Origin of the sequence: Mesorhizobium sp. M7A.F.Ca.US.002.01.1.1 (genome assembly GCF_004022955.1) — a bacterium.
Lineage (GTDB): Bacteria > Pseudomonadota > Alphaproteobacteria > Rhizobiales > Rhizobiaceae > Mesorhizobium > Mesorhizobium ciceri.
Genome location: NZ_RZQE01000004.1, coordinates 1 through 21,157, shown reverse-complemented (window position 1 = coordinate 21,157; position 21,157 = coordinate 1). Strand labels below are relative to the sequence as shown.

Here is a 21,157-nt window from a genome sequence, read left to right as displayed (position 1 = left end):
GGTGGAAAGGAACAAACTGTTCAGCCGGTGGCCGACACCAGTCGGCCGTTCTGCGCAGCGCGGCGCAGTTCCTCCGGCGTGACCGCGCCGTCGTTCAGCCGTTCGAGAACCTTGACCAGCAGGCGGCCGCCTTCGATCATGTCCTGCTGAATGCCCTTGCGCACACCGTTCTCGTCGCGCGCCCGCAGCGCTTCAAGAATGTCGAGATGCCGGTGGCGGCCGTCATAGGTCGGCCGGGCGTGCGGGTACTGGTAGTTCACCAGCGGTCCGTTGCGCAGCCAGATTCCCTCGATGATGGCCAGCAGCTCCGGCATTTGCGCCGCCTGGTAGATCGAGTGATGGAATTCCCAATTGTCGCGGACGGCTTCGAACCAGCGGCCATTGTCCTCGTTGGCAATGAGTTTCTCATGCACCGCCGCCAGACGGTCGATCTCGCGCGGCTCGATGCGCGTCGTTGCCGCGGCACCCGCCATGCCTTCGAGATGCAGCCTGATGCTGCGCAGTTCCAGATACTGAGCCAGCGACAGCTGGGCGACGGTGATCGAACGGCCGGCCTCCATCTCCAGGCCTTTTTCGCGCACCAACTGCATCAGCGCCTCGCGCACCGGCGTCTCGGACACCTGAAGGCTGGCGGCAAGGTCGCGGATCTTGAAGCGATGGCCCGGCCAGAAACGGCCTTCCATCATGGCACGGCGAAGCTCCTCATAGACACGCGTCGTCAGATTGTCGCGCGCGATCGGCGCGATAGAAGCAGTCACATCCGCTCTCCGTTCTTGCAACAGCGCAGGCGTCGCCTGCGTCGCGTGGCTTGTGTATATGATACCACGAATGGCCTGACCACCGACATGAGACAAGCCGCCCCGAAACCGGCAGACATGAGACGGGCCGCATGACCGCGTCGATGCCTTCCTTGCTGTTCGGCGCCATTGCCGACGATCTGACCGGCGGCACCGAGCTGGCGTCGATGCTGGTCGCGCGCGGCATTCCGACGGGATGCACGGTCGGGCTGGACGCGCCGATCCCATCAGGCAATCTTGCCCATGTGATCCTGCTGAAGACCCGCGTCATCGCAGCCAGCGATGCGGTGCGCCAGGTGCTGGAGGCCGCGGACCGGCTGGTCGAAGCTGGCGCGCGGCAGATCTTCTTCAAATATTGCGCCACCTTCGATTCGACGCCCGCGGGCAATATCGGTCCTTGCGCCGAAGCGCTGCTCGAGCGCCTTGGCGGCGGCGTCACACTGTTCGCCCCTGCGCTGTGTGAGACTGGGCGCACCGTCTATCAGGGGCATATGTTCGGCGGTCCCCAGCTGCTTGCTGAGTCGCCCAAGCGCTTCGATCCGCTGACGCCGATGACCGATTCCAATCTGGTTCGCGTGCTGCAGGCGCAGAGCAGGGGCAAGGTCGGGCTGGTGCCCTATCTCGTCGTCGATGCCGGCGCTGGAGCCATCCGAAGCGCTATACGAGCACACAGCGCGCGTGGCGAGACGCTGCTGGTCACCGACACCATCCGCGAGCGCGATCTGGCGGCGATCGCGGAAGCCACCTTCGACCTGCCGCTGATGACCGGTAATTCCTCAGTCGCCGCGCATCTGCCACCGGCCTGGCTCACGCATGGGCTGCTGGATACAGGCGATCTCGTTGCCGCCAGCCTGCCGGCCGTCGAAGGGCCGGCAGCGGTGCTGGCCGGCAGCGTCGCTGACCGCACCATCGAACAGCTCGAGCGTTTCGAGGAAAACAATCCACTGCTGACGATTGACCTTGCCAGCGCCTTTGCCGGCGCCGATGTCATGGCCGAAGCGCGTACCTTCGCCCAACGGCATTTGCCCGGCGCGATGATCGCCATTGCTACGACAGCGCCGCAAGCGACCGTCGAAGCGCTGCAGCAGGCGCATGGCCGCGATATGGTGGCGGCAAGGGCGGAAGAGATCCTGGCCGGGATTGCCCAGATTCTGGTGCGCGAACTCGGCGTCCGCCGGCTCGTCGTCGCCGGCGGCGAGACCGCCGGTTCGGTGGTGAAGGCGCTCGGCATCGACCGGATCGCCATGGGCGCCTATGAGGGCCCCGGACTGTCGCGCGCCATCGCTCACCTCCCCGGCCGGCCCTCCGATCCGCTGGCGCTGATGCTGAAATCGGGAAAGCTCGGCGGCCCCGATATCTTCACCGACGTTCTGCAAGACATGACACGGCCGAGCACTATTGCGCCGGCGATCGACACATGGCCACCGGCAAGGAGAGCATCGTGATGGAACTCGAAATCGAACGCACGAGCCTGATCACCGCGACGCAGACGCTGGACGCCAGCGGGATGAATGTCGGCACCACCGGAAACATCAGCGTGCGCACGACAGGCGGCATGCTGATCACGCCGACGGGAATAGCCACAAGCGCCTTGCGGCCGGAGCAGATGGTGGCGATGCAGCTCGATGGATCCTGGGACGGTGCGTTCCGGCCGTCGAGCGAATGGGAGATGCACGCCGAGATCTACAAGGCGTTTCCCGAGGCCGGCGCCGTCGTGCATGCCCATCCCGACCATTGCGTGGCGCTGTCGTGCCTGCGTGAACCGCTGCCGCTGTTCCACTACATGGTGGCGGGCTTCGGCGGCGATGATGTGCGCTGCTCGGACTATGCGCTTTTCGCGTCAAGCGAACTGGCCAAGGTTGCCGTCGTCGCGCTCAAGGACCGCACGGCTTGCCTGCTCGCCAATCATGGCATGATCGCCTTCGGCGGCGATCTCGACACGGCCCTCATCCGCACCATCAAGCTGGAAACCCTGGCGCGGCAGTACCTTTTGGCGCGCAGCGCCGGCACGCCGGTGCTCATCGAGGGCAGCGAGATCCCCGCCATTCGCGGGCGCTACAAGAATTACGGCCAGCAGAAGTAGCCGGCCGAGCAATTCCAGAAAAGGTGAAGCGGTTTCCCGGGAAAAGCGCATAGCGCTTTCCCCAGGGGATTGCGCCAAAACAAGGAACGGCTCTTCGCCCTCTTGAAGAACCATTCAGTCGACCTGCAATGCGAGACGAAGGCCCGTCAGGCTCCATGAAGATCAGGCGGGGATCGGTTCGGCGGCCGGCGTATAGACGCCGACGGCGCCGGTGCCGATCAGCTGGTCGATGATCTCGGCGCTATAGCCGAGCACGTCGGCCAGCACGGCAGCTGTGTCTTGGCCCAGCATCGGCGGCGCGGTGAAGTCCGCGGTCAGCTGCGCGGCAAGTCCCTGCGCCGGGCGCACCATGGCGACGGAGCCGAGATGCGGATGCGGCAAGGTCTGGACGAGGCCACGCTCGCGCACATTGGAACTGTCGAAGACTTCCGGTATCGATTTTACCGTGCCGGCCGGCACGCTGGCGGCGGCACAGGTGGCCATCCAGTGGTCACGTGGCTTGGTCTTGAAGACGGCGGCTAGTTGCGGGATCAGCGCCTCACGGTTGGTGGCGCGCGCCCCTGCTTTGATGAAGCGCGCATCCCCAGCCAGATGTGGCAGATCAACGACCTTCTCGCACAGCGCCGCGAACTGGCGGTCATTGCCGACCGCCAGCGCAAAGCTGCCATCGGAGGCTTCGAATATCTGATAGGGAACGACCGTCGGATGGGCATTGCCGTAGCGGGCGACCTCTTGGCCGGTGTTAAGGTAACCGCTGCCGACATTGATCAGCAGGCTGAGCGCACAGTCGATCAGTGACAGGTCTAGGAATTGGCCCTTGCCAGTTGTCGCGCGCTCGAAAAGCGCTGCCAGGATGGACTGAGTGGCGACCATGCCGCAGACGATGTCGGTGATGGCGACGCCGACGCGCATCGGCTCGCCATTGCTCTCGCCGGTGATGGCCATCAGGCCGCTTTCGGCCTGCATGACGAAATCATAGCCGGGCCGTCCGGCATCGGGTCCGGTCTGGCCGTAGCCGGAGATCGAACAGTAGATCAGGCGCGGGTTTGACGCGCTCAGCTCCTTGAACCCGACGCCGAGCCTATCGGCGGTACCTGAGCGGAAATTCTCGACGACGATGTCGGCCTTCGCCGCCAGCTCGCGCACGATCGCCAGCCCCTGCGGGCTTTTCATGTCGAGCGCGATGCTCTGCTTGCCGCGATTGGCGCAGAGATAGTAGGTCGAGACACCCTTGTAGCTCGGCACCGACCACGCCCTGGTGTCGTCGCCGCCGTCGATGTTCTCGATCTTCCAGATCTCGGCGCCGAGATCGGCAAGGCTCATCGTTGCCCAGGGACCCGCCAGCACACGCGAGAGGTCGAGAACCTTGATGCCTTCGAGCGGCAAGCGCGCGGGTTCTGCCGTACCGGCATTCGCGGAATGGTCCTCAGTCACGATCAAAATTCCCTCGGGTGAATTCGACAGGCCACTCAGACAGCCCTGAAAGTGTTGACCGGCTCCGGGAAATGGCAGGCGACGCGATGCGAACCACCGGCCGGATCGAGCGGCGGTTCGACGGCAGCGCAGATCGCCTGCGCCTTGAAGCAGCGCGTGCGGAAGCGGCAGCCGGATGGCGGGTTGAGCGGGCTCGGCACATCGCCGCTCAGCACGATGCGCTCGCGCTTGCGCTCCTTCTCGGGATTGGCGAGCGGCACCGCCGACAGCAGCGCCTGGGTGTAGGGATGCAGCGCCCTCGAATAGAGTTCGGCCGCCGGCGCGATCTCGACGATCTTGCCGAGATACATCACCGCGACCTGATGCGAGATGTGGCGCACGACGGACAGATCATGCGCGATGAACAGATAGGAGGTGCCGAAGGATTGCTGGATGTCCTTGAGCAAATTGAGCACGCCGGCCTGCACCGAAACGTCGAGGGCCGAAACCGGCTCGTCGAGGATCACCACTTGCGGATTGAGTGCCAGCGCGCGGGCAATGACGACGCGCTGGCGCTGGCCGCCGGACAGTTCGTGCGGATAGCGCTTGCCATGCTCGGGATTGAGCCGCACCAGTTCGAGCAATTCGGCGACGCGCGCGCGGCGGTCGGTCGCCGACATGTCGCTCATGCGCAGCGGCTCGGCGATGTTGTCGGCAATGCGCATGCGCGGATGCAGCGACCCGTAGGGATCCTGGAAGACGAGCTGGATGTAGCGCCGCATCAGGCGCATGTCTTCGTGATTGAGCGCGAGCAGGTTCTGGCCACGGAACCAGCTTTCGCCGCTGGTCGGCTCGATCAGCCGCATCAGGCAGCGCCCGAGGGTCGACTTGCCGCAACCGGATTCACCGACCAGACCCAGCGTTTCGCCTGGTGCTACGTCGAACGAGACATCGGCGACCGCACGGACATGGGCAACGGCACGGTCGAAGACGAGGCCGCCGCGAACCGGAAAGTCCTTGACGAGATGGCGAACAGAAAGCGCAGCCGCCGGTTTGGTTTCCGCCTGGAGTTGCTCCGCTGCGCTCATGGGGCCACGTCTCCACTGTCCAGGCTCGCCGCCGCCAGCACAGCACTGTGGAAGGGCGGCAAGGTCGTCGCGAAATGACAGGCCGAGAACCGGCCGCCGACATCGTGCAAAGGCGGGTCCTCGGTCCGGCAGCGTGCCGCGGCATAAATGCAGCGCGGATGGAAGGCGCAGCCGCCCGGCAAGCGCCCAAGTGCGGGCGGCGAACCGTCGATCGAGAACAGCCGCTCGCGGCTTTCCTCGAGGTTGGGGATCGAGGCGATCAGGCCACGCGTGTAAGGATGGCGCGGATCGGCGAACAGCTCGGATACGCCTGCCTGTTCGACGACACGGCCGGAATAGACGACCGCGACGCGGTCGGCATGGCCGGCGACGACGCCGAGATCATGGGTGATCAGCACCAGGCCGAGGCCGAGCCGTTCCTGCAGCGAGCGCAGCACGGCCAGGATCTGTGCCTGCACCGTGACATCGAGCGCCGTGGTCGGTTCGTCGGCAATCAACAGGTCAGGATCGTTGGCGACGGCCATGGCGATAACCGCGCGTTGGCGCATGCCGCCGGAGAATTCATGCGGATACTGGTTGACCCGGCGCTCCGGCTGCGGGATCGCCACCAGATGGAGCAATTCGACCGCGCGCGCCATCGCCTGTTTGCGTGTCACGCGCTGATGCAGCCTGACCGCCTCGGCAATCTGGGCGCCGACGGTCATCACCGGATTGAGCGAGGACAGCGGGTCCTGAAAAATCATGGCGATGCGCGCGCCCCTGATCTTGCGCATCTCGCGCGCCGGTTTGCCGACCAGTTCGTCGCCGTTGAAGCGGACCGAGCCGGTGACCACCGCGTTCTTTGACGTGAGGCCGAGCGCGGCGAGCATGCCGACGGACTTGCCCGAGCCGGACTCACCGACAATGCCGACCACTTCGCCCTTGGCGACGTCGAGGTCGATCCCGCGAACCGCTTCGAACTGACTGCCGGCCTTGCGGAACCCGACCCGCAGACCGCGTATGGACAGCAGCGGCTCGCGCTCGCCCACCTTGTCGACTGCGCCCGGTGGCGCTGAGGAAATCTGTGCGCTCATCGCCTAGTCCGACCTTGGATCGAGAATGTCGCGCAAGCCGTCGCCTATGAAGTTAAAGCCGAGCACGATGGTGAGGATGGCGACGCCGGGACCGAAGGCGATCCACCATTGATAGAAATGAACGGCGCCATCGGAGATCATCGAGCCCCATTCGGGTGTCGGCGGCGTGGCGCCGAGGCCGATGAAGCTGAGCGACGCGGCAAGCAGCACGACCTGGCCGAGATCCATGGTTGCGCTGATCAGCACCGGGGTCCAGCAAAGCGGCAATATGTGCGTGAACAGCACGCGCCGCGGCCTGGCGCCGGCGGCGATTGCCGCCTCGACATGCTCGCGCTCCTTCACCTCCAATACCTGCGCCCGCATCAGCCGGGCGTAGACGGGCCACCAGACGAGCACCATGGCTATGGCGGCATTGCCGAGGCCTGGTCCGAGCGACGCCGCGACGGCCATGGCCAGCAGCATCGGCGGAAAGGACAGAGTGACGTCGACAAGCCGCATGATCGCCGCGCCGGTCAATCCGCCGACGAAGCCGGAAATGGCGCCGAGCAGCGAGCCTATGATCACTGCAGAGACGACGACCAGAACCGCGATCGGCAGCGAATGCGCGGCCCCGTGCAGAGTGCGGGCCAGCACATCGCGGCCGAGTGCGTCGGTACCCAGCCAATGCGCCCAGCTTGGCGCCTGAAGCCGGCGTGCGACCATTTCGAGCGGATCGAACTGCACAACCAGGTTGGCGAATACCGTCATGAACAGCCAGAACAGGATGACGACCGTGCCGATGACCAATGGCGCGGTCAGCCATTCGGGAACCGTCGAGGAGCGGGACTTGGTGACGACGACCGCCATCAGCTCAACCTCACGCGCGGATTGGCCACGACATAGAGTATGTCGGTGATAAGGTTGGTGACCAGGAAGGCAAGGCCGCCGACGATGGTGACGCCGATGATCGCCGGGAAGTCGAGCGCACGCGCTGCCTCCACGGCATAGGATCCCATGCCCGGCCAGGAGAAGATGGTTTCGGTCAGCACCGCGCCGGTGATCAGATAGGCGAAGGAATAGCCGATGACGGTCAGGGTCGGCACCATGGTGTTGCGCAGCGCATGGACGATGACGACGCGGAACTCGCTCGCCCCCTTGGCGCGCGCGGTGAGCACGAACTCGCGGCTCATCACATCAAGCATGTTGGCGCGCACCAGCCGCGATATGGTGCCCGAAACCGTCCAGCCGAGGACGAAGGCCGGCAGAAGCAGGTGCCAGAGCGCGTCCTTGAAGACGGTCCAGTCGCCAGCCAGAAGCGAATCGATGGTCAGGAAGCCGGTGATGCCGGGCGGCAATGCCAAGCGGGCATCGACCCTGCCCGGCCCCGGCAGCCAGTTCAGCATGACGGAGAAGATGAACAACAGGCCGAGCCCCGACCAGAACACCGGCAGCGAAGAGCCGAACAAGGCGAACAGCCGCGCGCCATGGTCGATCAGGCTGTTGCGGAAATAGGCGGCCAGCACACCAAGCACGATGCCGAGCGTGGTGCCGAAGATCATCGCGGCGAAAACCAGTTCGAGCGTTGCCGGCAAGCGGTAGAGAATGTCGGTGCCGACATTGCGCTTGGTGATGAACGAGGTGCCAAGATCGCCGCTCAGCAGATTACCAAGATATATCATATAGCGTTCCGGCAAAGGACGATCGAGACCCCAACGCGTCTTGGCGGCGGCCACCACCTCGGGGTTGCTCATCTGCTGTTCGGCGACAATCGCGGTCAGCGGATCCCCCTTGGTCACCGTGGTGATCAGGAAGGCGATGGTGACGATGCCGAGCACCAGAAACGGCATTGCGATAAGCCGGCGCAAAATATAGCGAGACACGTGGCTACCTTCACAAGGAGGGGCTTCGTAAGATGGCACAAGGCGCTGGGACATGCCATCGACGGAAACATATTGACAGCCCGCGAAAGCCGCTGTCAATATAAATGGAATTTAATTTCATTTTTGATCGACAGTGCCGACGTCACCGGCCCGACAGGCGGACGACGACGCCAGAAAGACCTCAGCGTGCGCAAGCGAGCCACCAGGGACGAGACGGAGCTTGAAGGCGAAGGCGCACAGCTTTCGTCGTCGCTGGTCCGCGGGCTCGGCATCCTGCGCGCCTTCCGGCCGGGCGACGCCTCGCTCGGCAACCAGGACATCATTGCCCGCACCGGCCTGCCCAAAGCCACGGTGTCGCGCATCACCTATACGCTGAGCGCGCTCGGCTACCTCCTGTACGACAAGGATCTCGGCCGCTACAGCCTGGGGTCGGCTACCGTGGCGCTCGGCTATTCGGCGCTCAGTTCAAGCGCCGTCGTGCACGTCGCCCGGCCGCTGATGCAGCCGCTGGCCGATTTGACGGGGGCGGCGGTGGCGCTCGGCACGCGCGACAGCCTCAACATGGTGTATCTCGCCAATTGCCGGTCGGAGAGCCTTGTCACGCTGCGGCTCAACCCGGGCTCCTATCTGCCGATCTGGAAGACATCGATGGGGCTGGCCTATGCGGCGGCCCTTTCACCCGAGGAGCGCGTCAGACTTGTACGGGCTTTGCAGGAGGCGGAGCCGGACAAGGCAGCGATGATCGCGGCGGCGATCGACGATGCGATCGCCCAATATGCACACCAGGGCTATGTGACGTCGTTCGGCGCCTGGCACAGCTACATCCATGCAGTCGGCGTGCCGTTCCGCCCGCGTGACGGCTCGCCGCTGGTTGCCATCACCTGCGGCGGCATCGGCGAGATCATCACCGAGGACCGCGCGCATGCCGAGATCGGACCGGCGCTGGTGGCGATGGTGAAAGCACTGGGCGACCAGCTCGAGGGAATTCCCGTGTAATCCCGGCACGGGATTGGCCCAGACGATCGGGCTGCATGCCGGCTTGAACTTGCCTGGTGGTGGCAGCACAGTCGCCGCCGATGGCATGGCGCTCGCGTTGTCAGTCCATCGGGTTCGGGTGACGGGGGGAGATCGGATGCCGATGAGTTTTGCAGGACGGTTCAGCGACCGGGTGGCGGTCATCACCGGTGGCGCATCGGGCATTGGTCTGGCGGTGGCGCAGAGGATTGTCGAAGAAGGCGGACGGGTTTCGGTCTGGGATCGCGATCCCGCCCAGATCGAACAGGCCAAGGCCGTCATCCCCAGTCTTCACGGCATCGCTATCGACGTTGCCGATGCCGCAGGCGTGGAGCGCGCTGCCCGGTCAACGCTCGAAGCGCTTGGCGGTGTCGATATCCTGGTCACCAGCGCGGCGATCACCGGGCCGAACATGACGACCTGGAACTATTCGGCGGAAGATTGGCAGAAGGTCATCGACATCAACATCAACGGCGTCTTCTACTGCAACAAGGCGCTCGTGCCGCACATGCTCGAGCGCAACTATGGCCGCATCGTCAACATCGCCTCGATCGCCGGCAAGGAAGGCAATCCCAACGCCTCCGCCTACAGCACGTCCAAGGCCGCGGTAATCGGCCTGACCAAGTCGCTCGGCAAGGAACTGGCCAAGACCGGGGTGACGGTCAATTGCGTCACGCCGGCGGCCGTGCGCACCGCGATCTTCAAGCAGATGAGCCAGGAGCACATCGACTTCATGCTGTCCAAGATACCGATGGCGCGCTTTGGCGAGGTCGACGAGGTGGCGGCGCTGATCTGCTGGATCGCCTCGGAAGAGTGTTCGTTCACGACGGCCGCCGTGTTCGACGTTTCCGGCGGCCGCGCCACCTACTGAGGCAGAACGAATCTCAATTCCACGTGACGGTGCAACGGATGGAGCATGCGGGCGTATAGTTGGACGCCTCGAATCGACAAGTCGCGACAAGGTAGCGGGAACCATGACACGGAATGCAGCCGTCAGGCGGGAGTTTGCTACTTTTGCTTAGAGCCGAATCTGCCGCACTGTCCGACGATGAGCTTCTGGACCGCTATCAGCGCGCCGCCTTCGATTACTTCCTCGATAACGTGAACCCCGAAAACGGACTGGTCGCCGACACATCGCGGCCAAATTCGCCGGCCAGCATCGCTGTCGTCGGCTTCGCGCTGTCCAGCTATCCGATCGGCGTCGAGCGCGGTTGGATGACGCGCGATGCCGCCGCGAAGCTGACGCTGGCCGCGCTGCGTTTCTTCTCGACCAGCCGGCAAGGCAATAGCGACGACGTCACCGGCCATAAGGGTTTTTACTACCATTTCCTCGATATGCGGACCGGCCTGCGCGTCTGGCGCTGCGAACTGTCGATGGTGGATACGGCGTTGCTGATATCAGGCATGCTGGTGGCGAGCGCTTATTTCTCCGGTGACGATGACGAGGAAGCCGAAATCCGCCAACTGGCCGAGGCGCTCTACCGGCGCGTCGACTGGCGGTGGGCACAAGGTTCAAGCCCGACCCTGCGGCAAGGCTGGAAGCCAAAGAGCGGCTTTCTGCACTATGGCTGGGAGGGCTACAACGAAGCGACGATCCTCTACGTGCTGTCGATGGCCTCGCCTGACAGTCCAACCTCGGATAACAGCTACGAGGGCTGGACGGCGACCTATCAGTGGGAAAACATCTACGGCTACGACGTGCTGTATGGCGGCCCATTGTTCATGCACCAGTTCTCGCATGCCTGGATCGATTTCGCCGGCATCCGCGACGCCTTCATGCGCGAGAAGAACTCGGACTATTTCGAAAACAGCCGCCGCTCGACCTATCTGCATCGCGACTATGCGCGCCACAACCCTTACGGCTATGACGGCTATGAAGAGAACCTTTGGGGACTTTCGGCGGGCGACGGGCCGGGCGGCTTCCGCACCAGCGTGGAGCGACAGCGCCGGCGGTTTTCCGGCTATGCCGCGCGCGGCGCTCCGTTCGGGCCCGATGACGGGACGATCGCCCCTTGGTCCTATCCGGCATCACTGCCTTTCGCGCCGGAGATCTGCCTGGCGGCGCTGCGCCATCTCGGTGATCGCTACCCCGAGGTGATCGACAATTTCCGGCTGCCGAGCGGCTTCAATCCGACATTGGCGAACCGGCGTAAATTCGGGAGGCACGGCTGGGTGTCGGAAGGCCACTATGGGCTGGATCAGGGTATCGTGGTGATGATGATCGAGAACCATCGGTCAGGGCTGATCTGGAAGCTGATGCGATCCAATCAGCATATCCGTCGCGGTCTGCACAAGGCCGGATTCAATGGCGGCTGGCTGTCTCAGCCGGCAAGCCCGGCGTCAGGTGGCGGCAATGTCGCGTGACCGGACCAGGACCACCGCCTTCCCCGTCGACAGCAACGACATCAGTCTGATCGCGAGCGCCCATCCGCCGCACTGGAAGAACCCGCAGCCGGACGGTCCCTACAACCTCGTCGTCATCGGTGCCGGGCCGGCTGGGCTGACTGCCGCCTACGAAGCGGCCGGCCTCGGCGCAAAGGTCGCGCTCATCGAGCGCAATCTGATCGGCGGAACTTGCGTCAATGTCGGTTGCATCCCGTCCAAGTCGATCATCCGCACCGCAAGGCTTTATGCCGACATGCGCGATGCCGAGAATTTCGGCGGCGACATGCCGGACCGTCTTCACGTCGACTTTCCGCGCGCCATGACGCGGATGCGGCAGATCCGGCAGCGGATCAGCCGCGCGGATGCCGCCGATAGGCTGGTTTCCGAAGGCATCGACCTTTATTTCGGCGAAGCGCTGTTTTCCGGACCGGACGCTGTCACGGTCGCCGGACAAACCTTGCGTTTCAGGAAGGCGCTGATCGCGACAGGCGCGCGCCCGAGGCTGCCGACGATTCCAGGCCTTGCCGAGGCCGGCTATCTCAGCAACGAGACCATGTTCGAGCTCACGGAGTGCCCGAAGCGGCTTCTGGTCATTGGCGGCGGACCGCTCGGCTGCGAGGCGGCGCAGGCCTTCTGCCTGCTCGGTGCCAACGTCATCCTGGCGCAACGGGAACCGATGTTCCTGCCCGGCGAGGAACGCGACGCCGCCCAGATCCTTTCGGACGCGCTGGCGCGCGAAGGTGTCGAGGTTCGCCTCAACACCGAGGTGGTAGCGGTGCGAACGGAAGGCGGCAAGAAGCTCGCCGACCTGGTGTGCGACGACATCACGACAACGATTTCCGTCGACGAGATCATCACCGGCATCGGCCGATCGCCCAATGTCGACGGCCTCGACCTGGAAAACGCCGGGGTGGCATACGATGCCGACGGTATCAAGGTGGACGATTATCTCCGCACCACAAATCCGCACATCTATGCGGCGGGCGATATCTGCCTCGCCTACAAATTCACCCACACCGCCGAGGCCACAGCTCGCATGGTCGTGCGCAATGCCCTGTTTCTCGGACGTAGGAAACTGAGCGAGCTGGTCATTCCGTGGTGCACCTACACCGATCCGGAGATCGCCCATGTCGGCCTCTATCCGGCGGAGGCGCGCCAGAACGGCATCCCGGTCAAGACTTATACGGTGCTGATGCACGATGTCGCCCGGGCGGTCATGGACGGCGAGGAGGAGGGTTTCGTCAAAATCCACGTCAGGGAAGGGTCCGACCGCATCCTGGGCGCCACGGTCGTCGCCAGCCATGCCGGTGAGATGATCAATGCGGTGTCGCTGGCCATCAAATCGGGCATGGGATTGCGTGCGCTGGCCGACGTCATCCATCCCTTCCCGACGCAGGCGCTAGGCATAAAGATGGCCGGCGACGCCTATCGGCGGACAAGGCTCACCTCATCATGGAAGCATCTGGCTGGCCGCTGGTTGGCGTGGTCCAGGCGATGGTGACATTCCGGCAGCCTGCCGCAGCTGGTGCATCGGACATTCGGCGACGATGCGGCGCTTGACGAAAGCCTCGTCGACCATCTCGGATATCCGCCAAACGTCGACGCCATCCAGAGGTTAGCCGGCTCTATATTTCCGCGGATCCTGCGGGCCCTGCCGACCGCAACTCCAATTTCGTGGCTGCCCTGTCAGAGTGCGTGCAGAAGTTCTTGCCGAATGGGCTCGAGATAGGTTTGCGGATGCAAGCGTCCCCAAACATGGTCGCGCTCGGTCAGATGCTTAGCCTGCTCTATCCAGCGCCTTGGCGCATCGGGGTCCCTGACCTCATGCCAGTCGTCGACGATAATGACCGGCAGACCCTGATAGAGCGGGTCGAGCGGCGAGGTCTTGGTGACGACGATGCAGCCGAGATAGAACAGCTCCCATGTCCTATGGCAGTCCAGGCCGTTGCCTTCGGTGGACAGCACAAGCGGGTATTGCGAGTACAGTTGCCAGATCGAGCGCTGCGAGACGCGTTTCGCCAGGAAATCGACATGCGGACATCCGCGCAGGGCATCAAGCAGTTCCCGGCGCTGTCTCGAGCCATTGCTGATGCTGAAATCAGAGAACAGTCTGGGCGGGCGGCGGTCCACATGATCCTGCCGGGCGCGTATGATTTCCAGTTGCTTCACAAGCCCTTCCGGCGTGGCGAAGGACCGAGGCGTGTGAAGATCGAGCCCGATCGGGAAAGGCTTGACCCTGGGGTGAGTGCCGTCACAATTCTGGCTGTACCAGGAGACCAGGAAGGGGTTGGCGAGAAGCTGGTCGACGGTGTCCTTCGCCAGATCCGACGGCACCGAAGCATCGCCATCGGTCGTCAGCAGCGTGAACGGTGCCGTGATCGTCGGCAACACGATCCTGACGAACGTGTCGAGATCACAGGTTTGCGCATCCCTGGACAAGGTGCTCAGACGCAGCCAGACGATGCCATGTGCGCCGCTGTAATGCTGGCGGAAAAATGCCTCGCTCTGTGTCGATGCGGTTGACGCGTTGCGATACCAGCGCGGCCCGGCGAAATCGCAGAAATGTCCGATCCCCTGCGACCACAGCACGGGCGGAACGCCAAGAAATCTCAGCGCCCTGGAATAGACGGCTCTTTTGACTGCCCTTCGCAACCTGCCCATGGGCAACTCCTAGCGCGGATGCCAATACCGTTGCAACGTGCTGCCCGACATATTCGCCTTGAGCGGAACATAGGCCAAAAGTTTCCCCGCAATACCCATTCCGGCTCCGGAGAACCCAACTTACGACAGGCGCAGCCGCCGGCGAGGCAGGCGGCGATCTACAGACTTGATTATGACAAAGGTCGAAGGGCTTGCGGTCGGCGCAGGCCGCACGTCTCAATCGTGCAATTCCCGCGATATCGGCGGCCCCACCGAAAAGCCGGAGAATGTGACCTCGAAGCCCTCGCGTTGCGGCGAACAGCACATCATGCCGACATCGACCGTCCTGGAGATCGGAAAGTAGGCAAGCCGCACAGGCTTCCAGTGGCCGTCGGAAGCATCGAGATACTGGACACGGATCGTTTCGGCGTGACGGGTCAGCCGGATCCTGACGCCGCCCGGACCGGCATGAATGGCGACCAGCGACCAGTCTGACGTGTCGTTGGTGACCACGACGGAGAAATAGGCAAGGCCGTCGGTGTACTCGATACCGGCCTTGATCCAATGGGTTTCGCTGAGCCGCACCATCAGCCCCGCCTGATCATAAAGCACCTCGTAGTCGCCTTTGACGGTGACCTCGGCGGTGAAATCGCCTTCGACGGGCCGGTGCAGGAAGTGGCCATTGTCGCGCCAGAAACCGTAGAAGGTCTCGCGCCAGAAATCGGTCTCCTTGCCGGTGCGCACACGAACGCTGTCGCCGTCGATAGAATGGTGCGGCGGCGGGTTAAGCCAGGTCAGGTCCTGCACTGTCATCCTTCGCGCCGCTCCAATCCAGATGTGCATGGCGGGGTTGCCGGCGTGGCCGGCAGTGACCGATCAGCCCGGCTGATCGGTCGACGGCTGATCAGCCCGCGAATGTATAGGCCGTCTTTACCGTGGTGTAGAACTCCGCCGCATAGTGGCCCTGCTCGCGCGGCCCATAGCTCGAACCCTTGCGGCCGCCGAAGGGAACATGGAAATCGACACCCGCCGTCGGCAGGTTGACCATCACCATGCCGGCCTCCGAATTGCGCTTGAAGTGCGTGGCATGCTTGAGGCTCGAGGTGCAGATGCCGGAGGTCAAGCCGAAGGGCGTGTCGTTGGCGACGGAAAGCGCCTCGTCATAGTCCTTGACGCGAATGACGCTGGCGACAGGCCCGAAAATCTCCTCGCGCGAACTGCGCATGGCGTTGGTCGCCTCGGTCAGCAACGCCGGCTGCAGGTAGAAGCCCGGCGTCTTGCGGTCGAGCCGCTCGCCACCGAAGGCGAGCGTGGCACCTTCCCTGACACCGATGGCGATATAGTCCTCGTCCTGCTTCAGCTGCGTCGCGTCGACGACAGGACCGATCTGGGTCTGCGCGTCGAGCGCATCGCCGATGACCAGTTTGCTCATGCGATCCTTGAGGGCGTCGACGAAGCGGTCGTGAATGCCGTCAGCCACAATCAGCCTGGACGAGGCGGTGCAGCGCTGGCCGGTCGAGAAGAAGGCACCGTTGAGCGCGCAATCGACGGCGATCGCGAGGTCGGCATCGTCGAGCACGACCAGCGGGTTCTTGCCGCCCATTTCAAGCTGGAACTTGCGCATGTGTTCGATGCTTGCCGCAGCGACGCGCTTGCCGGTGCCGACCGAGCCGGTGAAGCTGATGGCGTTGACATCGGGACTGTCGAGCATCGCCTGACCGACGACCGAGCCCTTGCCCATGACGAGATTGAGCACGCCCTTCGGCAGGCCGGCGCGATGCAGGATGTCGACGATGGTCCAGGCGCTCTCGGGAACTAGCTCCGCAGGCTTGAAGACGACGGTGTTGCCGTGTGTCAGCGCCGGGGCGATCTTCCAGGCCGGAATAGCGATCGGAAAATTCCACGGCGTTATGATGCCGACCACGCCGACCGCCTCGCGCGTCATCTCGACGCCGACGCCCGGCCGCACGCTCGGCACGACCTCTCCGGTCAAACGCAACGTTTCGCCGGCAAAGAAGTCGAATATCTGGGCGGCGCGAATTGTCTCGCCGATGCCTTCGGCCAGCGTCTTGCCTTCCTCTCGCGCCAGATTGCGGCCGATCTCGTCCTTGCGCGCCAGAATCTCGTCGGAGGCCTTTTTCAACACCGCGTGACGCGCCAGCGGACCGGAGCGGGACCAAGCCGGGAACGCTGCCTTGGCCGCAGCGATCGCCTGCTGGGCCTGTTCGACACCCGCCGATGCATAATCGCCGACGATGTCGCCGGTATCCGAGGGGTTGATGTTGCGCGAACCGGCATCGCCGACCCACTCGCCATCGATGAGGTTCTTTCGAAACAGCGTCATATCGTGTGTTCCTGCTTGTTGGCCGCGCGGGCATCTGTCTGAACTGGTATTTGCCAGACAATTGCCTCGCGGGAAAGCAAACAGTGAACCGCCGGCCGCGACAAAAATCCCCGTGCCTGCGCCGCGCGGATGGCGGGCGACGACGATTCCCCATCGAGCCTCGATGCAGCCAACCTCCATCGTGCATCAATCGGCTTGGGCCGATTCATTCTGTACACTTATGTCCATAGCCTTGATTTGCCTGAGGCAGCATGTCATGCGTCGTGTCGATGGCAGCTCTCGAAACGACGATTCAGCGCGCCGGCGCCACCGGCAACATCAAGGCCACTCGCGAAGACTGGCTGAAGCTTGCGCTTGAAACGTTGATCTCTGACGGAGTCGAACGCGTCCGCGTGCTGACGCTTGGCCAGAAGCTCGATGTGTCGCGCTCCAGCTTCTACTGGTATTTCAAGAGCCGGCAGGATCTGCTCGACCAGTTGCTGGATTACTGGCGGCAGACGAATACCAAATTCATCGTGGAACGCGCCAGGCGGCCTTCCGCCACCGTCATACGCGGGGTGATGAGCATTTTCGAATGCTGGGTGGACGAAAGGCTGTTCGACCCCCAGCTGGATTTCGCGATCAGGGCCTGGGCCCGTCGCTCGCCCGCCATCAGGCGCGCCTTAGACGAGGCCGACGAGGAGCGTGTCAACGCCATACGCGACATGTTCATGCGTCACGGCTACGACGAGGAGGATGCCTTCGTGCGGGCCCGCGTGCTGTATTTCATGCAGATCGGCTATTACTCGCTTGAGCTCAACGAGCCGATGAGCAGCCGCCTGCCTCACGTCGCCGGTTATCTGCGCAGCTTCACCGGCCAGGAGCCTCCGGCGGAGGATGTCGAGGACTTCTCGCGCTATGTCGAGAAGACGCTTTCGCGCAACCGATAGTACGGCCCGGCCGCCGCGGCCTGACGATTTCGCTTCGCGCATCGGCCCAATAGCAAGCACGGTTGCTGCCGACAGCAGCAGAGGAGCCCTCTGCCGTATCGGCGCAGAGCGGCGTCACGGGCGCTCATTCCGCTGCCCGCCAACCTCTAGACACATATGTACAATACCGATAGGGTACTCCACACTGGCTGGGTGGAGTGCGACAGGATGAAATCCCAATATCGGGCGATCGTCATCGGCGGCGGCGTGGTTGGAGCCTCGGTGCTCTATCACCTGGCGAAGTTCGGCTGGAGCGACGTCGCGCTGATCGAACGCGAGGTGCTGACCGCAGGGTCGAGTTGGCATGCGGCCGGCGGGTTCCATGCGCTGAACGCCGATCCCAACATCGCCGCCCTGCAGGCCTACACGATCGACCTGCTCTCCGAGGTCGAGAAGGAATCGGGCCAGAGCATCGGCATGCACATGACCGGCGGTATTTCGGTCGCCTCGGCGCCGGAGCGCTGGGAATGGCTCAAGGCTTCCTACCGCATCTTCCAGACCATGGGCATCGACGATGTCCACCTGGTCGGAGTCGATGAGATCAAGCAGCGCTGCCCGATCCTCAACACCGACGGCATGCTGGGTGGACTCTATGCCGCGCGCGAAGGCCATATCGATCCCTCGGGCGTCGTGCACGCCTATGCCAAGGCAGCCAGGCTGCGCGGCGCCGATATCATCGAGCACAACCGCGTGCTGGCACTCAACCGCCGCGCGGACGGCGGCTGGGACGTAGTCACCGAGAAGGGCACGGTGATTGCCGAACACGTCGTCAATGCCGGCGGGCTGTGGGCCAAGCAGGTCGGCCGGATGGCCGGCATCGACCTGCCGGTGTCGCCGATGGAGCACCATTATCTCGTCACCGAGGCGCTGCCCGAAATCCAGGCGCTGGACAAGGAATTGCCGCTGATCGTCGATCTCGAAGGCTTCACCTACATGCGCCAGGAACAGAAAGGCCTGCTGCTCGGCATCTACGAGATCAACCACAAGCACTGGAACATGGATGGGGCGCCGTGGGATTACGGCATTGAACTGATCCAGGAAGACACCGACCGCATCGCCGACGAGTTGGCCCTCGGCTTCAGCCGATACCCCTGCCTGGAGAATGCCGGCATCAAGCGCTGGGTGAACGGCGCCTTCACCTTCTCGCCGGACGGCAATCCGCTGGTCGGCCCGGTGCGCGGGGTTCCCAACTACTGGGTGGCGTGCGGCGTCATGGCCGGTTTCCTGCAAGGCGGCGGGGTCGGCAAGTCGCTTGCCGAATGGATGATCCATGGCGAGCCGGAAGCCGATGTCTACGGCATGGACATCGCCCGCTATGGCGATTTCGCCTCCAACCGCGAATACATCAGGCAGACCACCGGGCAGTTCTATTCGCGCCGCTTTGTCATGAGCTATCCCAACGTGCAGTTGCCGGCGGGGCGGCCCTTGAAGACAGCCGGCGCGCATGACGCGATGGATGCCGCCGGCGCGCGCTGGGGCAATTCATGGGGCATGGAAGTGCCGCTCTATTTCGCGCCGCATGGCTTCGTCGAGACACCGACGCTGAAGCGCTCCAACGCCTTCGACATCGTCGCACAGGAGTGCCGCAAGGTGCGCGAGGGCGTCGGTCTGCTCGATATCACTGCCTTCTCACGCTACGAAATCGCCGGGCCGCAGGCGGAAGCTTGGCTCGACCGGCTGCTTGCCTGTGCGCTGCCCAATCCGGGTCGCGCCAAGCTCGCGGCTATGCTCGGCGAAAACGGCAAGCTCAAGGGCGACCTCACCGTCTTCAACTGGGGCGATGGCTCCTGGTGGATCATGGGATCCTACTATCTGCGGCAGTGGCATATGCGCTGGTTCGAGCAGCATATGAGCGACGGCGTCACCGTCCGCGACATTTCAGACGCGGTCGTCGGTTTCTCGCTGGCTGGTCCCAATGCGCGAATGCTGCTTGAGCGCCTCACACATCAGGACGTTTCGCACGAGGCCTTTGGCTTTCTAGCCTGCAAGACATTGGATGTCGGGCTGGTGCGGGCCAAAGTCGGGCGGCTCTCGGTCATCGGCGAACTCGGCTACGAGATCCATTGCCAGGCCAATGAGCACGCAGGCCTGCGCCGCGCGCTGCTTGCCGCAGGCAGCGATCTGGGCGTCACCGAATACGGCTTCGGCGCGGTCAATTCGCTGCGGCTCGAAAAGAGCTTTGGTATCTGGTCGCGCGAGTTCACGCAGGACTATACGCCCGATGAGACCGGGATGGACCGCTGGATCGCTTTCGACAAGGGCGATTTCATCGGCCGCGAGGCGGCCCGGAAGGAGCCGAAGGCTTCATCGAGGCGCACGCTGGTGACGCTCGAAATCGACGCGGTGGACGCCGATGCCAGCGGTTACGAGCCGGTCTGGTATAGAGGCAAGCTTGCTGGCTTCGTCACCTCGGGCGGCTACGGCCATACGGTCGGCAAGAGCCTCGCCATGGCGCTGGTCGAGCGCGAGGTGGCTGATATCGATACGCAGTTGACAACCCACATCGTCGGCGTCGAAAGAGGTGCGCGCGTCATCGCCTCGTCGCCATACGATCCACTGGGCAAGGCGATGCGGGCATGACCGATCGAACCGGTGACGTCAGTGCGGAAGACCATGCGATGATCCACGTTTCTTTCCGAAAATCAGGCCTGTCCGGCACGTCATGACCACACGCTATTCCGCCTTTTCGCTGTTCAAGGAGGGCCTGGCCGGCCAAACCGGCTGGCAACCGGCGTGGCGCTCGCCCGAGCCGAAACTGTCCTATGATGCGATCGTCATCGGTGGCGGCGGCCATGGGCTGGCAACGGCCTATTACCTGGCCAAGAACCACAACATCACCAGCGTAGCGGTGCTGGAAAAAGGCTGGATCGGCGGCGGCAACACCGGCCGCAACACCACCGTGGTGCGCTCCAACTACTATTATCCGGAGAGCATCGAGCTCTACGGGCTGGCGCACCGGCTCTATGAGGGATTGTCGAAAGAGCTCAACTACAACGTCATGCTGTCGCAACGCGGCATGGTCAATCTCTGCCACTCGACCGGCGAGATGGAGATCGGCGCCCGCACCGTCAACGCCATGCAGATCAACGGCATCGATGCGGAGCTGTTTTCGCCTGACGATGTGCGCCGGGTGGCGCCGATCTACAATTTTTCACCGGACGCACGCTTCCCGGTGTTCGGCGGTATCTGGCAAGGCAGGGCCGGAACGGCACGCCATGATGCGGTCGCCTGGGGCTATGCGCGGGCCGCAAGCCGACTCGGCGTCGACATCATCCAGAACTGCGAGATCACCGATTTCATCATCGAGGGCGGCCGCTGCCGTGGCGTCCAGACCTCGCGTGGCGCGATCCGTGCCGAGCGTATCGGCATGGCGGTGGCCGGGCATTCTTCGGTGCTGGCGGCCAAGGCCGGCTTCCGCCTGCCGATCAATTCCTATGCGCTGCAGGCCTGCGTGTCCGAACCGGTCAAGCCGATCCTCGACACGGTGGTGCTG

18 protein-coding genes are annotated in these 21,157 nt (G+C 63.8%); 9 read left to right on the top strand and 9 right to left on the bottom strand.

The window, feature by feature from the left end; translation table 11 throughout:
* Positions 1 to 20: 20 nt before the first annotated feature.
* On the bottom strand, positions 21 to 758 hold the full coding sequence (locus tag EN932_RS01250) for a GntR family transcriptional regulator (protein ID WP_013528131.1): 738 nt from the start codon (positions 756 to 758) through the stop codon (positions 21 to 23).
* A gap of 131 nt (positions 759 to 889) precedes the next feature.
* Here EN932_RS01250 and otnK point away from each other — a divergent pair, with 131 nt between their 5' ends.
* Together otnK and EN932_RS01240 are read left to right on the top strand one after the other, a co-directional pair.
* Positions 890 to 2,242 carry a 3-oxo-tetronate kinase gene (otnK, locus tag EN932_RS01245; RefSeq protein WP_127367908.1) on the top strand — a complete coding sequence of 451 codons (1,353 nt, stop codon included), beginning with the start codon at positions 890 to 892 and terminating at the stop codon, positions 2,240 to 2,242.
* Positions 2,242 to 2,880 (top strand): class II aldolase/adducin family protein, encoded by a 639-nt coding sequence (locus EN932_RS01240; protein WP_027164251.1) that lies wholly within the window; start codon positions 2,242 to 2,244, stop codon positions 2,878 to 2,880. The genes otnK and EN932_RS01240 overlap by 1 nt, the downstream gene beginning before the upstream one ends.
* 162 nt (positions 2,881 to 3,042) lie before the next feature.
* On the opposite strand, the gene EN932_RS01235 is transcribed toward EN932_RS01240, so the two are convergent.
* Genes EN932_RS01235 through EN932_RS01215 form a run of 5 tightly spaced genes read right to left on the bottom strand, consistent with a single transcriptional unit; the run spans position 3,043 to position 8,313 of the window.
* Positions 3,043 to 4,314 (bottom strand): CaiB/BaiF CoA-transferase family protein, encoded by a 1,272-nt coding sequence (locus tag EN932_RS01235; RefSeq protein WP_032809937.1) that lies wholly within the window; start codon positions 4,312 to 4,314, stop codon positions 3,043 to 3,045.
* Between the two features lie 35 nt (positions 4,315 to 4,349).
* Positions 4,350 to 5,381, bottom strand: a complete 1,032-nt coding sequence (locus tag EN932_RS01230; protein ID WP_013528135.1) for a dipeptide ABC transporter ATP-binding protein — start codon at positions 5,379 to 5,381, stop codon at positions 4,350 to 4,352.
* Entirely contained in the window at positions 5,378 to 6,454 is a 1,077-nt protein-coding gene (locus tag EN932_RS01225; protein ID WP_127384627.1) for an ABC transporter ATP-binding protein, read from the bottom strand. Before EN932_RS01225 ends, EN932_RS01230 begins: the two co-directional genes overlap by 4 nt.
* A gap of 3 nt (positions 6,455 to 6,457) precedes the next feature.
* On the bottom strand, positions 6,458 to 7,303 hold the full coding sequence (locus EN932_RS01220) for an ABC transporter permease (protein WP_024501859.1): 846 nt from the start codon (positions 7,301 to 7,303) through the stop codon (positions 6,458 to 6,460).
* A complete protein-coding gene (locus EN932_RS01215; protein WP_027164248.1) occupies positions 7,300 to 8,313 on the bottom strand; it encodes an ABC transporter permease in 1,014 nt (337 codons plus the stop codon). The genes EN932_RS01220 and EN932_RS01215 overlap by 4 nt, the downstream gene beginning before the upstream one ends.
* Positions 8,314 to 8,499: 186 nt before the next feature.
* Here EN932_RS01215 and EN932_RS01210 point away from each other — a divergent pair, with 186 nt between their 5' ends.
* The 4 genes from EN932_RS01210 to EN932_RS01195 all read left to right on the top strand — a co-directional run bounded on the left by EN932_RS01210 (position 8,500) and on the right by EN932_RS01195 (position 13,213).
* On the top strand, positions 8,500 to 9,309 hold the full coding sequence (locus tag EN932_RS01210; protein ID WP_127384633.1) for an IclR family transcriptional regulator: 810 nt from the start codon (positions 8,500 to 8,502) through the stop codon (positions 9,307 to 9,309).
* Positions 9,310 to 9,445: 136 nt separating this feature from the next.
* Positions 9,446 to 10,198, top strand: coding sequence for an SDR family NAD(P)-dependent oxidoreductase (locus EN932_RS01205; RefSeq protein WP_127369121.1), 753 nt, complete (start codon positions 9,446 to 9,448; stop codon positions 10,196 to 10,198).
* Between the two features lie 143 nt (positions 10,199 to 10,341).
* Complete coding sequence (locus EN932_RS01200) at positions 10,342 to 11,691, top strand: glucoamylase family protein (protein ID WP_013528141.1); 1,350 nt, start codon at positions 10,342 to 10,344, stop codon at positions 11,689 to 11,691.
* A complete protein-coding gene (locus tag EN932_RS01195) occupies positions 11,681 to 13,213 on the top strand; it encodes a mercuric reductase (protein WP_128368683.1) in 1,533 nt (510 codons plus the stop codon). The genes EN932_RS01200 and EN932_RS01195 overlap by 11 nt, the downstream gene beginning before the upstream one ends.
* Positions 13,214 to 13,398: 185 nt before the next feature.
* On the opposite strand, the gene EN932_RS01185 is transcribed toward EN932_RS01195, so the two are convergent.
* The 3 genes from EN932_RS01185 to EN932_RS01175 all read right to left on the bottom strand — a co-directional run bounded on the left by EN932_RS01185 (position 13,399) and on the right by EN932_RS01175 (position 16,696).
* The gene (locus tag EN932_RS01185) at positions 13,399 to 14,373 is read right to left on the bottom strand and encodes a hypothetical protein (RefSeq protein ID WP_127369124.1); all 975 of its coding nucleotides are present in this window, start codon (positions 14,371 to 14,373) and stop codon (positions 13,399 to 13,401) included.
* Between the two features lie 216 nt (positions 14,374 to 14,589).
* On the bottom strand, positions 14,590 to 15,165 hold the full coding sequence (locus EN932_RS01180; protein ID WP_063170443.1) for a DUF1349 domain-containing protein: 576 nt from the start codon (positions 15,163 to 15,165) through the stop codon (positions 14,590 to 14,592).
* 91 nt (positions 15,166 to 15,256) lie between these two features.
* On the bottom strand, positions 15,257 to 16,696 hold the full coding sequence (locus EN932_RS01175) for an aldehyde dehydrogenase family protein (RefSeq protein ID WP_127384628.1): 1,440 nt from the start codon (positions 16,694 to 16,696) through the stop codon (positions 15,257 to 15,259).
* 269 nt (positions 16,697 to 16,965) lie between these two features.
* Between EN932_RS01175 and EN932_RS01170 the strand changes: the two genes are divergently transcribed.
* The 3 genes from EN932_RS01170 to EN932_RS01160 all read left to right on the top strand — a co-directional run.
* Positions 16,966 to 17,625, top strand: a complete 660-nt coding sequence (locus EN932_RS01170; RefSeq protein ID WP_024501867.1) for a TetR/AcrR family transcriptional regulator — start codon at positions 16,966 to 16,968, stop codon at positions 17,623 to 17,625.
* Positions 17,626 to 17,832: 207 nt separating this feature from the next.
* Positions 17,833 to 20,244: an FAD-dependent oxidoreductase gene (locus EN932_RS01165; RefSeq protein ID WP_127384629.1), complete on the top strand. Its 2,412-nt coding sequence runs from the start codon at positions 17,833 to 17,835 to the stop codon at positions 20,242 to 20,244.
* An 82-nt stretch (positions 20,245 to 20,326) separates the two neighbouring features.
* Positions 20,327 to 21,157: FAD-dependent oxidoreductase (locus tag EN932_RS01160; RefSeq protein ID WP_128368682.1), on the top strand; the 831-nt coding region annotated here is incomplete at its 3' end.